Here is a 2,153-nt window from a genome sequence, read left to right as displayed (position 1 = left end):
GACGGCTGGAAGAAAAAGAATATTAGTTCTATTATAGCGTTTTCCAAAGACAAACCGCAGTGAAAATTTCGATATTTCATCAACAAGCGGATTCATATTGTCAACAATTTGAAACAAAGGAATAAAATATGAGCAGCAACGCATGGCTATTTTGGGCATTGGCATCGGCAGGCTTCGCCTCATTGACCGCCATTTTCGCCAAAATGGGTTTACAGGGCATAGATTCGGATTTCGCCACATTTATCCGCACCTTGGTCATCCTCGCCGCCTTGGTATTGTTTTTAACCTACACCGGCAAATGGCAGGGCGTGAACGGCTTTACCGGCCGCAACTGGACATTCCTCATCCTATCCGGCCTCGCTACCGGCGCATCTTGGCTTGCCTACTTCAAAGCCCTGCAACTGGGCAACGCATCGCAAGTCGCACCCGTCGACAAATTCAGCCTGGTCCTAGTTGCCCTGATGGCCGTCGTTTTCTTAGACGAACGCCCAAGTACGCAGGAATGGATAGGCTTAGGCTTGGTAACCGCAGGCGTATTGACTTTGGCTTTGAAACGATAAAGATTGGGACATCAAAAAAGGCCGTCTGAAAAATTTCAGACGGCCTTTGCTTTGCTTCAAACAATCAGCTCACAATTAATTTGAACCGACTTTGATTTTTTGCCACAAGTTAACAGACAGTTTTTTCGCATCTGCGCTCATTTGAGGCATAACGAAACCGTCTTTCATGTCTTGCTCGTTCGGGAAAATAGAACGTGTGTTCACCAGCTCGGCAGGCATTTTTTCGCGTGCAGGTTTGCTGGCCGGTGCGAAGGTTACGGCAATACCGTTTTTCGCAGCCACTTCGGGATCAAGTGTGTAGTTGATGTATTTGTGGGCATTGACGATGTTTTTCGCATCGGCCGGAATCAGCCAAGATTCAATCCAGAAGCCCATGCCTTTCGGAGTCAACACTTCGATGCCGACATTGTTTTTCACTTCTTCAGAACGCGCTTTGGCCAAGTTCAAGTCGCCGCCGTTACCTGCCGCCAAGCAAATGTCGCCGCGCGCCAATTCGTCAATGATGGAAGGGCTGAAACGTTTTACATCAGGACGGATGGCTTTCAACACTTCTGCCGCCGCTTTCAAATCTTCAGGATTCGAGCCTTTAGGATCTTTACCCAAGTAGTTCAACAAGATTGGGAACATTTCGCTCGGGGTATCCCACAAAGCGATGCCGCAAGATTTCAGCTTGTTGGTGTATTCAGGTTTGAACAGCAAATCCCAGCCGTTTTCAGGCAATTTTCCGCCCAAAAGCTCCTTGCCTTTCGCGGTAATCGCCAAAGTGTTCACACCGGAGAAATAAGGAACGGCGTATTGATTGCCCGGGTCGGCGGTTTCCAACATCTTCAGCAATTCAGGGTCGATGTTTTTGTAGTTCGGAATCAGATCCTTATTGATTTTTTGGTATGCACCTGCCTCAATTTGGCGCGGCAGGAAGGCAATACCGGGCACAACCAAGTCATAGCCGGATTTGCCGGTCAGCATTTTGGCTTCCAGCGTTTCGTTGTTTTCATACAAATCGTAAGTCAGCTTCAAATTGTTGGCTTTTTTGAAGTCTTCGACTGTACTTTCGTCAACGTAGTTTGACCAGTTGTAGATATTCAAAGTATCGGTAGCGGCTGCCTCGGCATTGGCAGCAGGCGCGCTGCCTGCTTGAGGTTGCTCGGCTTTTTTCTCGCCACCGCCGCACGCGGCCAAAGACAATGCGGCCAATACGGCTAATACAGATTTTTTCATACGGGCAGATTCCTGATGAAAGAGTGGTTAATGTCAATAAATAAGAAACCCTGCACCCCATAAACACCCCGGCGCAGAGTTAGGCTATTGTAATGGAAACGTAAGCAAACGAAAAGCAATATCCATCTGATTTTTATTGAAATAAGGCAGAGCAACATCATCTTTTTCCCAAAAGCGTTGCACCGGCTGTCGTTTTTGGGCAAAATACGGCTGATTTGCGCGCGTTTATAGAGAAAAAGCTTGCATACAAGGAAATCTGTCTTTAAAATTGCGCGTTTACAGAATTTATTTTTCAGGAGATATTCAATATGGCAAACAGCGCACAAGCCCGCAAACGTGCCCGCCAGTCGGTTAAACAACGCGCCCACAACGCCA

Annotated in this window: 2 protein-coding genes and 1 pseudogene; 2 read left to right on the top strand and 1 reads right to left on the bottom strand. The window is 47.4% G+C overall.

From position 1 onward, the window contains the following. Window positions 1–128 precede the first annotated feature (128 nt). Complete coding sequence (locus ACTHUE_RS16465; protein WP_003680126.1) at window positions 129–560, top strand: EamA family transporter; 432 nt, start codon at window positions 129–131, stop codon at window positions 558–560. A 75-nt stretch (window positions 561–635) separates the two neighbouring features. Here the strand turns inward: ACTHUE_RS16465 and ACTHUE_RS16460 are convergent, their stop codons facing one another. Then, entirely contained in the window at window positions 636–1,778 is a 1,143-nt protein-coding gene (locus ACTHUE_RS16460; RefSeq protein WP_377072518.1) for an extracellular solute-binding protein, read from the bottom strand. 308 nt (window positions 1,779–2,086) lie between these two features. On the opposite strand from ACTHUE_RS16460, the pseudogene ACTHUE_RS16455 reads away from it, so the two are divergent. Continuing rightward, window positions 2,087–2,153 (top strand): annotated as a pseudogene (locus tag ACTHUE_RS16455) (30S ribosomal protein S20); the annotation flags it as partial.

This window comes from Neisseria sp. P0021.S005, from assembly GCF_051956955.1.
The sequence above is the reverse complement of the archived record's forward strand: the minus strand, read 5'-3'. Positions and strand labels throughout refer to the sequence as shown.